We start from the raw sequence: 17,469 nt of genomic DNA, 5'->3' as shown, positions 1-17,469 counted from the left end.
TAACTAATAAATCTACGACAAAACCAAGACAGCTATGAACTATCGGGTTAAGGAAGAGAGCGAATTTCGGTATATAGATGAAGGACAGGGCGAAACCCTGCTGCTGCTGCACGGTTTGTTTGGCGCACTCAGCAACTGGGACGGCGTCATCAACGGCTTTTCAGAAAAATACCGGGTGATCATTCCCGTAATGCCGATTTACGATATGCCGATCCGGGAAGCGGGGCTGGAAGGACTGGTGGCGTTTATCGAGCGTTTCATCGCGTTTAAAAAGCTCTCCGATCTGACGCTGCTCGGCAACTCCCTGGGCGGTCACGTGGGACTGCTGTACACGCTCAAGCATCCGGACATGGTCCGGCGGCTGGTGCTGACGGGCAGTTCAGGGCTGTTCGAAAACTCGATGGGCGGCTCGTATCCCAAGCGGGGCAGCTACGAGTACATCGCCGAGCGGGTGGCCTACACGTTTTACGACCCCAAAGTAGCCACCAAAGAGCTGATCGACGAGGTGTTCGACATCACCAACAGCATTCCCAAATGCATGCGGATTGTAGCCATTGCCAAATCGGCGCAGCGCAACAACGTAGCGAGGGAACTCCAGAACATTTCGGTCCCGACGCTGCTGATCTGGGGGCTGAACGATACCATTACGCCGCCCGAAGTCGGGCATGAGTTCAACCGGCTCATCGCCGGTTCGGAGCTGCATTTTATCGACAAATGCTGCCATGCGCCCATGATGGAGCATCCCGAACGCTTCAACCAGCTGCTGATCGACTGGCTGGCCCGGCAGCCGCTCAGCCGGAAAGCCGTCGCCGCCGCCTCGGCCGTTTTGTAAAAAGCTGTTTCAGAGCGGCTAAGGGGATTTTTGGCGAAATGTTGTAAACTTCAGCAGAAAATTAGTAGTTTTCTGCATAGACGGAGATCAAACCGTACGGAAGACTGGCTCAATAGTTGGCCTTTCTTTTGCGTTTAAAACAGGAAAAGCCCCGATACGATGCTTGCTTCCGAATTAATAGACCCTATGCTGCCGTCCCTGAAACCGACGGATACCGTCGGCCAGGCACTCGACTGGATGCAGGAGCATCGCGTCGGGCAACTGGCGGTGGTTGACCAGGGAGAATACAAAGGTTTGGTCAACGAAGACCTGCTGATGGATGTGCCTGACGATGAGCGGCCGCTGAGTGAGGTCATGCGGATGTTTGAACACATCTATGTGTACGATTCGCAACACCTGTACGAACTGCTCCACCTGATTCTGGAACACCGGCTCCAGGTGCTCGCGGTGGTCAACGATGTCCGCGAATTTATGGGCACCGTTTCGACCGGCGAACTTCTGAAACAGTACGCCCAGCTGCTGGGTTTGCAGGAGCCGGGAGCCATTCTGGTCCTCAATATCAGCGAACGGGACTACAGCATGGCCGAAATCAGCCGCCTCATCGAATCCAACAACGTCCGGATCATCGGCAGCCACTTCTCCGGGTCGGCGTACGGCACCATCGACAAATCGCGGCTTACGCTCAAACTGAACCGGAAAGACATCACGGCCGTGGTGGCTACTCTGGAGCGGTTTGGCTACCACATCGAAGCGGCCTTTGCCAATACCCCGATTGAAAGCATCGATCAGGAACGGCTGGATTCGCTGCTGCGCTATCTGAACACCTGATCGGGTTTACGGGCTGGCGTTTACAGTAAACTTCGCACCATTTTGACGGTTCGGTTTTAAACTGTAAGCGATATCCCTTAAACTTGCCCCATGAAAATTGCCATTCACGGCCGAAACTTCACCGAGCAGACAAAACCCTACATCCAGGCCATGTTCGACGAACTGGCCCTGCGGCAGGTGGAGGTGCAGCTGTCGGAGCCCTACCGAGCGCTGCTGGAAGGGGCGGGCGTCAACCACCACAGTGTATCCATCTACAACTCGTTCCGGGATGTTTTCGCGGCGGACTTTGCCTTCAGTCTGGGAGGCGACGGGACGCTGCTCGAAGCCGTTACGCATGTCGGTCCGCACCACGTTCCGATTGTGGGCATCAACATCGGCCGTCTGGGCTTTCTGGCGACGGTATCGCCCCGCGCGATCTCGGCCATGCTGGAGGCGCTCTTTGCCGGGAATTTTCACATCGACGAACGAACCCTCATTACGCTGGACGCTGAGGTAGACCTGTTCGACGGCGTGCCGTTTGGCCTCAACGACGTCACGATTACCAAAACGGAAACGTCCTCCATGATTACGGTCCACACCTACATCGACGGCGAATTTCTGAACTCCTACTGGGCCGACGGGCTGATCGTGTCTACGCCTTCGGGCTCCACGGGTTACTCGCTCAGCTGCGGCGGGCCGGTCCTGCTTCCCCACAACGAAAACTTCATTGTCACGCCCGTCAGCCCGCACAACCTGAACGTGCGGCCGATGGTGGTTCCGGATTCGTGCAGCCTTTCCTTCGAGGTCGAAAGCCGAAGCGGCGCTTTTCTGGTCTCGGTGGACTCCCGCTTCCGGACGGTCGATCTGTCCACCCGGCTGAGCGTCCGGAAAGAACTGTTCAAAGCCCGCCTCGTTAAATTGCCGGAAGACAATTTCCTGAACACACTCCGCAGTAAACTCAACTGGGGCTGGGATATACGGAATTGATGAACCGCGGCGGATTGCAATGAAGAATGAATAATGAAGAAAGCGTACCGGCTCCTCAACACATCGTTCATCTTCTTCATTATTCATTACAAACTCGCCTCAACGTCGAAATATAGTTTACGGCTCAATAAAAAGAGCGGGGTTGCCGTTTGACAGGAAGAACCAGTAATGCACGATTTGCTGGAAGGAGTCAGAGGAACGCAGTAAGTATAGCAAAGCATGAAGAATCACCTACTGATTACAGGCGCGCTGGCGACAGCAGCCCTGAGTGTACTTGCGCCATCGGATAGCTTGGCCCAAAGTCGCAATAAGAATTTCCTGCCCTATTCTACCGTTGGGCTCGGAATCGGAACCGCCAGTTATTACGGCGAGCTTTCCGGGTACCGCAGGCCCCTCCGTTCGACCTTTATGATGATGCGCTGGAATGCCAATCTGGCGTACACGCGGCATTTCACGCCCCGACTCGCGGCCCGGGCTTCCTTCACCTACGCCCGGATTGCCGGCGACGATTACACCTACAACAAGGGGGATCTGAACCGGGGCATCGTCCAGTACGTACGAAACCTGCACTTCCGCAACGATCTGAAGGAATTTGCGCTGACGGGGATTTACCAGTTCCGGCCCGACGGGCGCAACACCAACTACCGCGTCAAGTTCTCGCCCTACATCTTCGCCGGTCTGGCACTGGTGGCGCACAGCCCCGAAGCAAAGACCCCGGTTGGCTACACGCCGCCGGGCGGACAGGGCGACCAGCCGCAGAACTGGGTGAAACTGCAACCGCTGGGCACCGAAGGACAGGGCCAGCCGGGCGCTCCGAAACAGTATTCGCTCGTAACCATTGCCGTTCCGGTAGGTTTTGGGGTGCGGTACAAGCTCAACGACCGCTTTGACCTGGGCGCCGAAGTCGGCCTGCGGCTGACCACCACGGACTACCTGGACGATGTAGGCGGACCGACGCCTCCGGACCCGAGCGTGCTGAAAGACGACCTGTCCCGGGCCATGTCCGACCGGTCGCTGGAGCCCGTTGCCGCCCGCAAGGGAGGCGACCGCCGCCAGCAACTGACCGACTACCTGAATGGTCAGGACCCGTTTGCCAGCAACGGCGCCGCCCTGCCCGGTATCGACGCCCGCGGTTCATCGGACTTTCCCAAAGATGGCTACCTGATCGGGACCATTCAACTGCGGTACGTCCTGTTGCCGAAAATCAAATGTCCGCCCGTTAAGTAATGGCCCGTTTTTGTGGAGTTAACGCTGAATAATACCAAAAATCTGATGCTAACGCGCCTGTGCACCATTCTGCTGGTTCTGCTGGCAATGGGCACGGGCGCGCGGGCGCAGTCCTGGGAGGTCGGGCTGGGCGGGGGCGTCATGGTCTACAAAGGCGACATTGCCCCCAATTTCAATTTCCGGGACCCCCGGCCGGCCGGCAACCTCATTGTGCGGCGTAACCTGAGCCAGCCGCTGACCCTTCGGCTCAATCTCGGCATCGGCAGTATTGCGGGCCGCGACAGCAGTTTCAGCGATCCCTTCCAGCAGGCCCGCAACACCTCGTTCCGGTCCAGTCTTCGGGAGGTAAGCATGCTCTTCGAATACAACTTTCTCAATTATTCGCAGCTCCGTCGGGTGAAAAACTGGACGCCCTACCTTTTTGGCGGGGTGGGCGTGCATTCGGCGGGACTACAGAATTCGGTGGAGCGGAGCCCGTACCGCCAGATTCATTTTCCGCTGGGTGTCGGCATCAAATATGAGTTTAAACGGCCCTGGAGCCTCGGACTGGAGTTCGGAACCCGCTTCACGACGACCGATTACCTCGACAGCTACGGCCCTGAAACCTTCAGCGGAACGCAGAAGCTGCGGCAGGGAAACCCGTCAGACAAAGACCGTTATACCTTTATCGGGCTGTCGCTGACGTATACCTTCTACAAAATTGTGTGCCCTGAGTAGTCGGAACGGGCATTCCTTCGTAATTTCGGGCATTGTACACTCTGTACTTGACTCGTGAAAGTAACACTCTGGCAAATGACGCGGTGGGTCGGTTTTCTGGCGGCTTTGTGGCTGGGTCTGGCGAATACGGCCTCTTCGCAGACGGTTTTTTTATCGGACAGCACGGCCCCGCGCGTGGACTCGCTCTGCCTCCAGTTTCAGCAGCTTTATATTCAGATTCGGGAAGAAACCATCGAGCCCGACTCGGCCCGGCTGACTTTTCAGCAAATCATGAACGGCCTGCGCAGCCGTTTCCGGATGACCGAACCGCTCCGGCTCGACAGTGTGGCGAAGGCCGAATTTGTGAGCCAGTTCGGCTACTTCAACTTTCCGCTGCGGGGATACGGCCCCAATGCCATCGGCGGCGTCCGCGGCAATGGCTATCGTGGCGTGGGCTTCGACCTGTTTGATTATCAGGTTCGCGGCAGTCACCCCGCCCAGGACATCTTCATCCGTGACCGCAATCAGGACAGCGTGGACGACAACACCGGCCAGCCGACGGACGTTCTGGCCATGTCCAACGGCGTGGTGATTGGCATCGAAACAGCCTGGAACCCGGGCCAGGAGTACCGGGGCGGCAACTGGATCTGGATTTACGATCCCGTTCTGGACGGGCTTTTCTACTACGCCCACAACAACGCCGTGTTTGTCAAACCGGGCGACTGGGTCCTGCCCGGCCAGAAGATTGCCGAAGTGGGCCGCACCGGCTTCAACGCCTACAAAACCCGCTCCCCGACGCACCTCCACCTCATGTACCTCCAGCTCCGCCCCGACGGCCTTCCCGAACCCCGAAACACATACCGCTGGCTGATAGGCGCCAGAATGAATTAAGAGTTAAAAGTTAAAAGTAAGGCTTCGCTGGATTAGTACACCTGAATCAGCGAAGCTTACTTTTAATTCTTAACTCTTAATTTTTAATTTCCCTTATTGTCCCAGCAGAATCTTCTGCGTCACGTCCTGGTCGATGGTGATGTAGCCGGGGTAATTGATTTTTTTGTTGCCCAGCGCCAGCGTCGGCCGAATCCGGATGGTGAGTTTGGAAGGCTTGGCGTCGTCGGCGCCGCTGAGGTTCTGAATCAGCTCCACAAAAGCATCCCGGGTTTTGTCGTCCGTCAGGAGCTTGTAGGCGTTGGTGCGCAGCCGAATGGGAATCCGCGCCTCGCCGCCGCCCGCCGGTACTTCGATACGCTGGTTGACAAAGCCCGTAAAAATCTCCTCGTTGGCCAGCAGCACTTTGTATTCCAGTTCATTCAGCCCGGCGTTGCGATTGGTCGGGTTGTAAATGTTCAGCGACAGCCGGGCCGAAAGCGGAACACTTTTGGCCAGAATACCGGCCGCCAGCTGCGGGTACCGGGCCGGGTTGATGTCTTCCAGCTTTTTGAAACGCCGGACATCAATACCGGACAGGTAGATGCTGTCGGCCGACGCAACGGTATACTTGCAGTCGCCCAGCGTTTTGGCTTCGGTCAGTTGCCGGTTGACACCGCACCGGCTCAGGGTAAAAAGGACGGCCAGAGCCGACAGAATAAGCGCAAATTTTTTCATGAAAAATAACCGTTTCGTGTTAGTAACGTCAACGGACCCCGATGGTCTGTCAAACTTACTGAGCAGCCCGTTGTTTAGTTCCTTAGAGGCACCGGATGGCTGTTAGTTTAACGCAGTTGCTACGGAAATTGGCGTCAATAACCAGCAGGCGGCCCTTTGATTTGAAAGATTTTTGCGTAATTACCGAATAGAATATTACGGCCTGCCGGGTGAAGAAAGAGGAAGTGGTGACAGCAGGACTCAGGAGCTTATGAACCCGTCTACATCAGGAAGTACCGCACATCAGGTTGGCACGGAAACGCCGGTTGAGGCCCTGCGGCAGGAAAATGCCCTTCTGCGCAGCATGCTGGAGGCGACGCCCCTGGGCGTTTGTGCGCTTCAACCGGTTCTGGACAGCACGGGACAAGCCATCGATTTCGTGGTTCTGGCGTTCAACCAGGCGTCCCTCCGCTACGTGGCCGCTACCCCGTTTCCGCTGGCGAAGGGTTTTTCGTTCAGCCAGCTTGTTCCCGGAGCCAGAGAGACCGGCCTGTTTGACCGGCTCCGGCAGGTTTTCGAAACGGGCGAACCGCAGCAGGCAGAAATACCTCATTTTCTGGAAAATACCCCCGGCTGGTACCTGATCCGGTTTCAGAAGCAGGGCGAACACCTGCTGGCGACCTTTCACGACCTTTCGCAGCCGCTTCTGGCCCGTCAGACGCCGAAAGAAAAGGGTTCCCTGCTGCAAAATGTGCTGAACACCATTCAGGCGGGTGTCTTTGTCTCCGAAGCCGTACGAAACGAGGCGGGTGAGGTCATCGACTTCCGCGTGATCGAAGCCAATCCGGTCGCCCTGCGCACCATCGGGCTTACGCTGGAAGAGGTCATTGGGCAGCTTACCTCCAAAATCTTTCCCTACAGCCATTCTTCCGGCGTGTTCAACCGGTACCTGACGGTGCTGGAAACGGGCGAAGCGCAGCAGTACGAGATACCCTATTTTGGCGATGGCCTCTCGGCCTGGTTCAGCGTCCGGCTGGTACCGGACGGGACCGAGCGGGTTATTTCCAGTACACTGGACATTACCAGCATCAAGGAGGCGCAGCTTTCGCAGCAGCGACAAACGCAGACGCTGCAGGGCATTCTGGAGAATATTCCGTCGGGCCTTTTCATTACGGAAGCGGTCCGTAACGCCGAAGGCACCATCGTCGATTTCCGCCTGATTGAAGCCAACCGGGTGGGGCTCTCGGCTTACGGACTGAGCCGGGACGCCGCGGTGGGCCAACTGACTTCGGTGCTTTTTCCCTGGGATCATCAGAACGGCATCTTTGAGCGGTACCGCCGCGTCATCGAAGTGCGGGAGCCTGATTTCTTCACTTTTTCGTTTAGTGAAAACGAGATGCCGGGCTGGATTGACGTTCGGCTGACTCCCCACCGGGATAACTGGGTCATCGCGTCGAGCCTCGACATTACGGCCATCAAGGAAGCCGAACGGGTGCAGTTTCAGCAGGCCGAACTGCTGCAGGGCGTCCTGGATTCTTCCCAGCATTCCATTGTGTTTCTGGAAGCCATCCGGGATGGGAACAACCGGGTTGTGGACTTCTGGTACGCCATGCAGAATGCCGCCAACGCCCGCAACATTGGCCTTTCGGACGAAGAAATCCGGGGACGGACGCTGCTCGAACTGTTTCCGGGGACGGGCCTTTCCGGGCTGTTCGACCGGTACGTGGAGGTCGCCGAAACCGGCGTTTCGCAGCGGCTCGAAGAGTTTTATGAAGGACAGGGCCTGAAAGGGTGGTTTGATATTTCGGTGGCCAAACGGGGCGACGGGGTCGTTGTGACCATTGTCGATATTACCGAAACCCGGCAGTTTCGCCAGCAGCTGGAAGTGGCCAATGCCGAACTGCGCCGGTCGAACGACAACCTGCAGCAGTTTGCCTACGTGGCCTCGCACGATCTGCAGGAGCCGCTCCGGAAGATTCAGGCGTTTGGCGAAATTCTGGTGAAAGAGTACGGGATGGCGCTCGACGAATCCGGCGCCGATCTGGTCCGACGGATGCAGAGCGCCGCCGACCGGATGTCCGTGCTCATTCGCGACCTGTTGTCTTATTCCCGCATCACCACGCACCGCGAGCCGTTCCAGGAAGTAGACCTGAACGGGCTGCTGACGGAAGTGCTGAACGATCTTGATCTGCTGATCCGGGACAAAAGCGCCCGGATCGAGCGCGGCCCTCTGCCCGTCACGCACGGCGACCGTTCGCAGCTGGGGCAGCTGTTCCAGAATCTGATTTCGAATGCGCTCAAATTTGGCAAACCGGGCGAGATTTCCCGCATTTCGATCAGCAGCCGTCGCGTTCTGCGCCGTGACCTGCCGCCGGTTCTGCTTGCCACGGAAAGGACGCATTACCACGAGATTTCGATTGAAGACAATGGCGTCGGGTTCGACGAAAAATACACCGAACGCATTTTCCAGGTTTTCCAGCGGCTTCACGGAAAAAGCCAGTTTCCCGGCACCGGCATCGGGCTGGCCATCTGCCGGAAAGTTGTCGAAAACCACCACGGCACCATTACCGCCGCCAGCAAACCCGGCGAGGGCGCCACATTTCGGGTGTATCTGCCGGAGGTTGAATGAATGGTTGAAGGGTTGAATGATTGATCGGTTGACTTCGCCTTAAGTAAAAAGTGGGGAGCCAGGCAATCGCAGTGCTGGATCGCCGGACCCCGGACTGCCGGACTGCCGGACCGTTCAACAACGATTCCGTTCATCAACCTATCAATCATTCAACATTTCCCTAGGATTCCACCCAATTTTTTTGTATTTTTACTATCTCAAAACCCGCCTTTCAGACTAGTTTTTATAACAATTCCGCAAAAGGGTAATACACAGGTTACTGATTTATGACGAACGAAATAGTTGAAGCCGACATCAGGGCCGAAGACAACGGACAACCCAAGTACGGGGCGAGCACCATCCGGGTTCTGGAAGGCCTTGAGGCCGTCCGCCTGCGTCCGGCGATGTACATTGGCGATGTGGGAATCAAGGGGTTACACCACCTCATCTGGGAAGTTGTCGATAACTCGATTGACGAAGCGCTCGCCGGTTACTGCGATACGATTCGGGTAACCATCAACGAAGACAATTCCATTACGGTGCAGGACAACGGCCGGGGCATCCCGACCGATATGCACGAAACCGGCAAGTCGGCACTCGAAGTCGTTATGACGGTGCTGCACGCCGGTGGTAAATTCGATAAAGACAACTACAAGGTCTCCGGCGGTCTGCACGGGGTAGGGGTGTCCTGCGTGAACGCGCTTTCGACCCACCTGCGCGTGGAAGTACACCGCGAAGGAAAAAAATACGAACAGGAATACAGCATCGGGATTCCGCAGTACGACGTCCGCGAAATCGGCACGACGGACAGCCGGGGTACGATGGTGACTTTCAAACCGGATGAGTCGATCTTTACCGAGACGGTTTATCGCTACGATACGGTGGCGGGCCGCCTGCGCGAGCTGGCTTTCCTCAACAAAGGCATCCGCATTTTCCTGACCGATCTGCGCGAACTGAATGAAGACGGCACGCCGAAGTTCAGCCAGGAGTTTTACTCGGAAGGCGGTCTGGTGGAGTTTGTGAAGTATCTGGACGAAAGCCGGCCGTCGCTGGCGGGCATGGAGCCGATGTACATGGAGTCCGACAAAGGGTCGACGCCGGTACAGGTGGCTATGGTTTACAACCTGGAAGGCAGCGAGAACATTTTCTCCTACGTCAACAACATCAACACCCACGAGGGCGGTACACACGTGCAGGGCTTCCGCTCGGCCATCTCGCGGGTGCTCAAAAAATACGCCGAAGAAAATAACCTGCTCGGTAAAAAAACCGGTAAAATCGAGTTCGACGGCTCCGACTTCCGGAAGGGTCTGACGGCCGTGGTATCGGTGAAAGTGGCTGAACCGCAGTTCGAAGGGCAAACCAAGACCAAACTGGGTAACCAGGAAGTCGTCAGCGCGGTCAGCGGCGTGGTGGCCGAGATTCTGCGGACATGGCTGGAAGAGCATCCCAAAGAGGCGAAGCAAATTGTCGAAAAGGTTCTGCTTTCGGCCCAGGCCCGGATTGCCGCCGCTGCCATCTACGAAAAAATGCTCACGGGTCGTAAGGACTTCATGAGCGGGATGGGGCTGCCCGGCAAACTCGCCGACTGCTCGGATACGAATCCCGAAAAGTGCGAAATCTACCTCGTAGAGGGCGACTCGGCCGGTGGTTCTGCCAAACAGGGCCGTAACCGGGCGTATCAGGCCATTCTGCCGCTGCGCGGTAAAATCCTGAACGTCGAAAAGGCGCTCGAACACAAGATTTACGAAAACGAAGAGATCAAGAACATCATCACGGCGCTCGGCATCCGGTTTGAAAAAGACCGCGAAACCGACGAGACCCGGATGAACCTCGATAAACTGCGTTACCACAAGGTCATCATCATGACCGACGCCGACGTGGACGGCAGCCACATCCGGACGCTGATCCTGACGCTGTTCTTCCGGAACATGCGCTCGCTGATCGAAAACGGCTTTGTCTACATCGCCCAGCCGCCGCTGTACCTCGTCAAGAAAGGCAAGGAAGAGCGCTACTGCTGGACCGAAGCCCAACGCGAACAGGCCGTCCGTGACCTGGCCGGTTCGGGCCGCGAGGAGAACGTGAACGTCCAGCGTTACAAAGGGCTGGGTGAAATGAACCCCGAGCAGTTGTGGAAAACCACGATGGACCCCGAAACGCGCAGCCTCAAGCAGGTGACCATCGAGTCGGCCGCCGAAGCGGACCACGTGTTCTCGATGCTCATGGGCGACGATGTGGCCCCGCGCCGCGAGTTCATCGAACGCAACGCCAAGTACGCACGGGTAGACGTATAACCTGCCTGTTGCAACGAAAAAGCCGGACCCGCCAAGTCCGGCTTTTTTATGCCCTACAGCCTGCTCAGCACGGTAACCCGAAAGGAGACACCATTTTACCGAAAACTAAACCTGCCGTACGGCGGTTGCATAAATGAGCGTTATATTGCGAAAATAAGCTTGGCAGTCATGAGTACCAAAAATCCTTCCAACCCCGATAAAACAGCGAAGCGAGGTTCTTTCGGGAATCTTTTTTCGTTTTTTTCGAATCGAAAACCAACCCCTTCCCCCGACGGAGACGATATGAAAGCGGTGAAAATGAGTGAGAAGCTGGCGAACGTGATCGACCAGAGCAACTACATCAGCCGTGATCTAAGCTGGCTGAAATTCAATGACCGTGTGCTCGACCAGGCCAAAAACCCGGAGCGAAACCTGTTTGACCGCCTGAAGTTTCTGGCCATCACGGCGTCTAACCTGGACGAGTTTTTCACCATCCGCGTCGGCAGCCTGTACAACTACCTGGACTACGGCCGGGAACGGACGGACTACTCCGGACTGCGCGAAATACCCTTTCGCAAGGCCCTGATGACCGCAGCCCAGCTGTTCAGCCAGGAGCAGAGCCAGATTTTTACGGAACTGAAAGAAGGCTTTCCCGAATACGACTTTCGGCTGGTCAAATTTGCCGACCTCACCGCCGAGGAGCAGAAACAGGCCACCGCGTACTTCGACCGGACGATCTACCCCATGCTGACGCCGATGGTGTACGACTACACGCACACCTTCCCGGTGCTGCTGGCGAAAGTCCTGATCTTCGGCGTCGTGACGCAGGGGCCCGACAAGCCCGTCAAGCCGCACGAGGAGGACGAGAGCCAGCGCCTGTCGTTTGTGCAGATTCCGGCCAACCTGCCGCGGTTCATGCGGTTCGAACGGGACGAAGAAGTGCTCTTTATGCCGATTGAGGAAGTGGTCCGGCAGGAAATCAAGAAGCTGTACCGGAACGTGGAACTGCTGTCGGTGACGCTGTTCCGCATTACCCGGAACGGCGATTTTACGCTGGAAGAAAGCGACGACATCGAAGCCAATTTTGTCGATGAGATCAAGCAGAAAATCAAAAACCGTCGCCTGGGCCGCGTAGTGCGGGTCGAAATGGAGTCCGGTGGACTGGACTGGATGATTAATCTGCTGAAAAAACGGTGGGAAATCGACGATTACAACCTGTTTGAAAACGACCAGTTGATTGACTACAGCAGTCTCTGGCAGCTGATTCGTCACCCGGATTTCCGGGATTTTCTGCCTTCGCCGCCGCCGCCGGTCCCGGCAATGGGCTTCGGACGGGAGAAGAACTTCGACATCTTCGAAGCCATGAAGGAGCGGGACATTCTGCTGCACCATCCGTTCAACAACTTCGAGCCGGTGCTGTCGCTGCTCGAAGCCGCCGCCGAAGACCCGAACGTGCTGGCCATCAAGCTGACCATTTACCGCCTCGCCAAACACTCCCGCGTCACGGATGCCCTGCTGAAAGCGGCCGAGAACGGGAAGCACGTGTCCGTTCTGTTTGAAGTAAAAGCCCGTTTCGACGAAGAAAACAACATCCGGGAAGCCCAGCGGCTGCAAAAAGCGGGCTGCTTCGTTATTTACGGCATCAGCAAGTACAAAACCCACACGAAGCTGCTGCTCGTGGTGCGCAACGAAGGCAACCGCGTGGTCCGCTACGCCCACCTGTCGAGCGGGAACTACAACGAGGATACGGCCAAACTCTACACCGACATCGGCCTGCTGACGACCGACGAGGTGTACACCCACGATATTTCCGAGTTTTTCAACGTCATCACGGGCCATTCGCTGCCCAATCACTACCAGTACCTCATCACGGCCCCGCGCGACATGCGCAAAGGGCTCATCAAGCTCATTCAGGATGAGGCGAAAAACGCCCGGGAAGGACTGTCGAGCGGCATCTGCATCAAGCTGAACTCGCTGGAAGACAAGGACGTAATTGATGAACTTTACAAAGCGTCGCAGGCCGGAGTGCCTATCCGCCTGATTGTCCGGGGAATCTGCTGTCTGCGTCCGGGTCGGCAGGGGCTGAGCGAAAATATTACCGTTCGCTCACTGGTAGGCGATTTTCTGGAACACACCCGGCTGTTCTATTTTCACAACAACGGCGATCCGAAAATCTACGGCGGCAGCGCGGATGTTATGGTGCGGAGCTTCGACCGGCGCATTGAATCCATGTTCCTGCTGGTCGACAAATACGTGAAGCAGGAGGCGATTATGATTCTGGATTTCAACCTCCGCGACAATGTAAATGCCTACGAACTGCACGAGGACGGGAATTATGTCCGCTGCTGCATCAACGAAAAGCTGGAGCAGCCCATCAATATTCACCGGAAATTCTTCGAAGTGACGGAAGAGGATGTCATGCAGGCCCGCCTGTTTGCCGACGAACCCAAAGAAAGTCCGGCAGAACCCGAGGAGCAGCACGAGCCAGAAGAAGAAGTCCATTGACGCCGGACCGCCGGGTCGCCGGACCGTTCGCTCAGGTTTCTGGCCTTTTTTAATATGTTGGAGTTTTTATATTGAAACGACCCAAGCCGATACAAGGGTTTTCGTCCAATTCACTAACCAAATCAACCCAACTAAATCCCGGAGGCACTTGCTTCCGGGATTTGTTTTTTCAGGCCGAGAGGTGCAGCGAGCCTTTTTCCCAGTCGATTCGGACGTTCAGGCGCTTCCCCTGCCCGTTTTCGACCGCGAAGCCGTCGGTTTGGAGAGGGTTTTCGGCTTCGGGATGCAGCACCGTTACGGGCCGGAAATCCATCAGCTGCCTGAGCGCCTCGTACACCGGATACCGGGTTTGTCCGTCTTCCTGCATCAGTCCGCGGGGGCCGGTTGCTTCGTAGTACGTCACCTGGTCGGCTTCGCTGAGATACGCGAGACTGAGCAGGGTAAACGCGGCGGCCAGCTCGGTCGTCTGGCGCGGGTCGATGTTGCGCGGGGGTTCGCCGGGCGGCTGCGGCGGAAAATACCTCGGTTTCAGCGTCACGGGAGTAACGTGCACCGGCTTGCCCCGGGAAAACGTCCGGGCGGTCCGGACGGTGTCGCGCTGGGCCTGAATATTTTCGATCAGGGTGCGGGTGTCGCTGGCGTGTACCTGCGGATTGAGCGAAAAAGCCAGAAAATCGAAGAGAACCCCGGACGGACGGTGGCGGTTCAGTTCGGCAAAAAAGCCGTCGGTGCCGTAACCAATGAGCAAATCGGGCAGCAACGCCCGGGTCTCGCTGTACACGAACCGGTGCAGCAGAGGCGGCACCACGGGCTCTCCGTGCCGAAGCGGAAGCAGGCTATGCAGGAGCGACCCCACCGGGCTAAGCACGTCGAGCAGATCGAGGGCCTCCGTCCGCCAGTTTTCCGAAAAATAAGCCGCAATTTCCAGCTTTGTCTCCAGCGCCTGCGCCTCCAGCAGGGCCGCCCGAAAGCGGGGCCGCCAGTCGGTTTCCAGCTCCAGTTCTACCCGGTAATGGTCGGGACGGAGCCGCCGCAGCGCTTTGAGGGCCGTCCGGTTCAGAGGCTGGGCGGCATTCCGGCCGAAACCCAGCCGCGGAAACTGCCGCTCTCCCGGCGGGGGGCTGGCGACGGGTTCGGTCGCCCGAACGTGGTCGGGAAACGTGGTCTGGAGCGTCAGGTGCTGCTGCACGGTATCGCCCGCCAGAAGCTGCACCGGAAACGGACGTTCCAGCGGCGTACTGTAGGTTTTGTACGAAGCGTCGCTCCAGTTGCGCTGGTCTTCGGTCTCGAACACGTCGCCGGCAAACCGCAGCGTGACCGTCAGTCCGTCGAGTGGCTGCCAGCCCATTTCCTGGATGTTCCGGAACGGCTGGTGTGGACTGATTCGCGCCGGGAAAGCGCCGCCGTACATAATGCCGTCGGGCTGCGTGACCTCGACCGGCTTGCCGATGCACTCGCGGAGGGGATGGTGCACGCAGAGGCCGATGCGGTTCCGCCAGAATGTCGAAAGCGCCCGTCCCTCAAACGCAACCGAAATCGTCCCGTCTGGCGAACCTTCCAGCGTCAGGTCGGCCCGGAAGTGAATGTCTTCCAGGCGGTAAACGGCCGTGTAGGTGATGCGAAAGCCGTCGGGCCGCTCGTCGATGGTTTCGTTTTCAAGCTGATAAGGAGCCGTCAGCCAGTTCCGGTCGCGGACGGCGGCGTAGATCATCCGCAGAATTTCGTGGTTTCCGAAACGAATGTAACGCAGATTGCCCCGTTCGTAGAGCATGGTCAGACGGCCCGCCCGCAGCGTCCGGGTGGGGGGCAGGGGTTCACGGGTGCCAAAATAGGGGGTCACGGACGGATTGTTTTGCTCAGAAAATTATCCACGTTGGTCCGGTCGATTTCGATGGAGCCGGTACTGATGGTGCTGGGAATGGGCACTACGCCCGCGCGGGCATCGTCGGCGGAAAGGGCCACGGTTTTGTGCCGCATGTCGAACAGCAGCTGCGCCCCGAGCCAGGTAAACACTTCCCGTTTCTGCCCGACGAGGTAATCGATCACGCCTTCCTTCACCAGCCGGAGGTGTTCCGGCTCGGCGTCCACGGTCGTAATCTTCACCCTGCCGACCTTCCCGGACTCTTTGACCGAAAGCGCGATGCCCGGTCCGGAATTGGAATCAAAACCGCCGATTCCCGCCAGATCGGGGTGGGCGGCGATGAGGTCGGCGGCGAGTTTAGCGGCCGTTTCGACATTGGCCTTGTCGTCGTATTTACCAATAAAATCAATGCCCGGGTGTTTTTTCAGCGCGTCCTGAAAGCCGCGAAAGCCAGCTTCCATGTTTTCCATGCCCAGAATGCCCATGCAGGCCACCTTGCCTTTGCCGCCGATGAGCTGCGCCATGCGTTCGCCCTGCAACCGGCCCATTTCGTACCAGTTGCTGCCGATGAAGCAGTGCCGCCGGGTGTTCGGAATCTCCGAGTCGTAGACGACGGTCGGAATGCCCGCCGCGACGGCTTTGTTGACGGCCTGGGCAATGCCGGGGTCGGTACCGTTGATGAGCAGCCCGGCCGGTTTGGTCGGGATGACCTGTTCGAGGGTGGCGATCTGGGCCGGAACGTCCCATTCCGCCGGTCCCAGAATGCTGGCGCGCACGCCCATTTTCTCCGCCCACTGCCTGAAGGCGGCCTGGTCATGATTGACGTACAGCGGCATGTTGACGGCGGTGGTCACCATCACGTATTCTTCCGTGGGCGACACTTCGTCCGCCGTCACAAAGGCCGCTTCGGATTTTACCTGCGTGGTCCGGGTAAGGTCGGTCCGGGGCGGCGGTTCACAGGCCAGAAATACGGCCGTTGAGACGAGTACAGCAATCGTCTTTTTCATACGGGAAGTTCGTTTTTGGCGGCTTTGGGGGTAATTTCGGAGATGGTCCGGACGGCGGACTGTTTCTGTAGCCACTGGTCGAGCCCCACGGCGGCGATCAGAATCAAACCCAGAATGACTTCCTGCCAATAGCCCGACACCCGCCCGATGATGAGGGCGTTGTTGACCAGTCCCATGAAGGCCGAACCGAGGAAAGCGCCCCAGATGCGGCCCTGCCCGCCCGACAGGCTGGCCCCGCCCAGAATGACGGCGGTGATAACCCGGAGTTCGAGTCCCCGCCCGGAGGTGGACAGCGCCGCGCCGAGCCGCGACGAAAGCAGAATGCCCGCAATGCCCGCCAGCAGCGCCGTCAGCACAAACGCCCACTGCTTCATCCGTTCGACCCGGATGCCGGCCAGTGTGGCGGCCTTTTCGTTGCCCCCGATGTAATAGTAGCGTCGGAAGAAAACGGTGTTGTTGACCAGATAATTGAAAATCAGCACGACCGCCAGCATGTACCAGATCGGGGCCTGCAGGCTCAGCAGTTTCGACTGGCCGATGTAAATGAATTCGTAGGGAAAATTCTGGATGCCCGCCCCGCTCAGCATCAGGGCAAAGCCCCGGACAATGCCCATCATCGCCAGCGTCTGAATCATGGGGTTGATGCCGACGCGCGTAATCAGGTAGCCGTTAATCCAGCCGATCAGCAGCGAACCCGCCAGACCGGCCCCGATGGCGACCATAAAATTCACGTCGTAAAAGTACATCAGGTGCCCGGCCAGTCCGCCCGAAAAGGCGACCACCGAGCCGACCGAGAGGTCGAAGGCGCCCGCAATGAGCAGGACCATCATCCCCACGGCCACGATGGTATCAATGGACAGGTTCAGCAGAATCTGCGAAAAATTTTCGCGGGTGGGAAAGGTGTCCGGGTAGATAGCCGCCATCACCACGCACAACAGCGCAATCATCAGCGACAGCGTCACAATCCGGTCTTTGAGATAAGGAAGGTAGGTTTTCACGGCAAGGTCAAGGTTGAGTGGTGATGTTGCAGATGGCGAGGCGGGGGGAATGATTGAATTTTGAATGATTGAGTGAGTGAATGACTG

The 17,469-nt window shown here is 57.6% G+C and carries 13 protein-coding genes; 9 read left to right on the top strand and 4 right to left on the bottom strand.

The features are described from left to right. Positions 1-34 precede the first annotated feature (34 nt). From ORG26_RS04775 to ORG26_RS04750, 6 genes are all read left to right on the top strand, one after another. The gene (locus ORG26_RS04775) at positions 35-832 is read left to right on the top strand and encodes an alpha/beta fold hydrolase (RefSeq protein ID WP_266367387.1); all 798 of its coding nucleotides are present in this window, start codon (positions 35-37) and stop codon (positions 830-832) included. 159 nt (positions 833-991) lie between these two features. Further along, positions 992-1,660: a CBS domain-containing protein gene (locus ORG26_RS04770; RefSeq protein ID WP_266367386.1), complete on the top strand. Its 669-nt coding sequence runs from the start codon at positions 992-994 to the stop codon at positions 1,658-1,660. A gap of 90 nt (positions 1,661-1,750) precedes the next feature. Further along, complete coding sequence (locus ORG26_RS04765; RefSeq protein WP_266367385.1) at positions 1,751-2,626, top strand: NAD kinase; 876 nt, start codon at positions 1,751-1,753, stop codon at positions 2,624-2,626. Between the two features lie 219 nt (positions 2,627-2,845). Continuing rightward, positions 2,846-3,853: an outer membrane beta-barrel protein gene (locus tag ORG26_RS04760; RefSeq protein WP_266367384.1), complete on the top strand. Its 1,008-nt coding sequence runs from the start codon at positions 2,846-2,848 to the stop codon at positions 3,851-3,853. A gap of 45 nt (positions 3,854-3,898) precedes the next feature. Beyond that, a complete protein-coding gene (porG, locus tag ORG26_RS04755) occupies positions 3,899-4,570 on the top strand; it encodes a type IX secretion system protein PorG (protein ID WP_266367383.1) in 672 nt (223 codons plus the stop codon). Between the two features lie 54 nt (positions 4,571-4,624). After that, positions 4,625-5,440: a M23 family metallopeptidase gene (locus ORG26_RS04750; protein WP_323134357.1), complete on the top strand. Its 816-nt coding sequence runs from the start codon at positions 4,625-4,627 to the stop codon at positions 5,438-5,440. A gap of 93 nt (positions 5,441-5,533) precedes the next feature. Here the strand turns inward: ORG26_RS04750 and ORG26_RS04745 are convergent, their stop codons facing one another. Beyond that, on the bottom strand, positions 5,534-6,154 hold the full coding sequence (locus ORG26_RS04745; RefSeq protein ID WP_266367382.1) for a hypothetical protein: 621 nt from the start codon (positions 6,152-6,154) through the stop codon (positions 5,534-5,536). A gap of 250 nt (positions 6,155-6,404) precedes the next feature. On the opposite strand from ORG26_RS04745, the gene ORG26_RS04740 reads away from it, so the two are divergent. From ORG26_RS04740 to ppk1, 3 genes are all read left to right on the top strand, one after another. Further along, entirely contained in the window at positions 6,405-8,762 is a 2,358-nt protein-coding gene (locus ORG26_RS04740; RefSeq protein ID WP_266367381.1) for a PAS domain-containing protein, read from the top strand. Positions 8,763-9,028: 266 nt separating this feature from the next. Continuing rightward, on the top strand, positions 9,029-11,032 hold the full coding sequence (gene gyrB, locus ORG26_RS04735) for a DNA topoisomerase (ATP-hydrolyzing) subunit B (protein WP_266367380.1): 2,004 nt from the start codon (positions 9,029-9,031) through the stop codon (positions 11,030-11,032). A gap of 168 nt (positions 11,033-11,200) precedes the next feature. Next, positions 11,201-13,516 (top strand): polyphosphate kinase 1, encoded by a 2,316-nt coding sequence (gene ppk1 / locus ORG26_RS04730; RefSeq protein WP_407704814.1) that lies wholly within the window; start codon positions 11,201-11,203, stop codon positions 13,514-13,516. A gap of 169 nt (positions 13,517-13,685) precedes the next feature. On the opposite strand, the gene ORG26_RS04725 is transcribed toward ppk1, so the two are convergent. The 3 genes from ORG26_RS04725 to ORG26_RS04715 are packed head-to-tail and all read right to left on the bottom strand — an operon-like array spanning position 13,686 to position 17,382. Further along, on the bottom strand, positions 13,686-15,356 hold the full coding sequence (locus tag ORG26_RS04725) for a hypothetical protein (protein ID WP_266367378.1): 1,671 nt from the start codon (positions 15,354-15,356) through the stop codon (positions 13,686-13,688). After that, the gene (locus ORG26_RS04720; protein ID WP_266367377.1) at positions 15,353-16,384 is read right to left on the bottom strand and encodes a substrate-binding domain-containing protein; all 1,032 of its coding nucleotides are present in this window, start codon (positions 16,382-16,384) and stop codon (positions 15,353-15,355) included. The genes ORG26_RS04725 and ORG26_RS04720 overlap by 4 nt, the downstream gene beginning before the upstream one ends. Next, positions 16,381-17,382, bottom strand: a complete 1,002-nt coding sequence (locus ORG26_RS04715; RefSeq protein WP_266367376.1) for an ABC transporter permease — start codon at positions 17,380-17,382, stop codon at positions 16,381-16,383. Before ORG26_RS04715 ends, ORG26_RS04720 begins: the two co-directional genes overlap by 4 nt. Positions 17,383-17,469: the final 87 nt, after the last annotated feature.

The sequence above is a fragment of the Tellurirhabdus rosea genome (assembly GCF_026278345.1).
Classification (GTDB): domain Bacteria; phylum Bacteroidota; class Bacteroidia; order Cytophagales; family Spirosomataceae; genus Tellurirhabdus; species Tellurirhabdus rosea.
This window is presented reverse-complemented; position numbering and strand designations above follow the sequence as displayed.